Raw genomic sequence first — 569 nt, forward strand, 5'->3', positions numbered from 1 at the left:
GGTAATCCATTCTGCAAACACCCATCTTCGCTAGACAGTGTGCCGAAAGTGACCACAAACAGTTACTCGCTTAACCATGTTCTCGGCCAAGGGGCAAGTGGCGTGATTTCTCACGCTAACTGGACTGACGCTCAATACAACTTCCCGAGTGAAGTTGCGGTAAAAGTGTTCAAGGGCGAGGTCACCAGTGATGGTTACCCTCATGATGAACTTGAAGCGTGTTTGCAAGCTGGACATCACAACAACTTAGTGAAATCCATCGCGTAAGTGGATGACGGTAAAGAGCTTGCGTTGGTGATGGAGCTGATTCCAAACAGTTACTACAACTTGGGTTTACCGCCAACGTTGGAAACCTGCACCCGGGATACGTTCCCACAAGGGTTTACGCTGACAGTCGAGCAAGTGAACTCTATTGTTGAGCAGATGGTGGACGTATTTAATCACCTACACGACAACAAGGTGTGTCATGGTGATTTGTATGCGCACAATACGTTGGTGAACGAGCAAGGGGAGATGATCTTCGGTGACTTTGGCGCGGCGAGCATTTACGGCTATTTATTGGACGAGCA

General features: G+C 48.7%; 1 pseudogene. It reads left to right on the forward strand.

From position 1 onward, the window contains the following. Window positions 1-569, forward strand: a pseudogene (locus tag R7Z47_RS26145) (protein kinase domain-containing protein); the annotation flags it as partial.

The organism is Vibrio sp. 1641 (assembly GCF_033339995.1).
Lineage (GTDB): Bacteria > Pseudomonadota > Gammaproteobacteria > Enterobacterales > Vibrionaceae > Vibrio > Vibrio alginolyticus.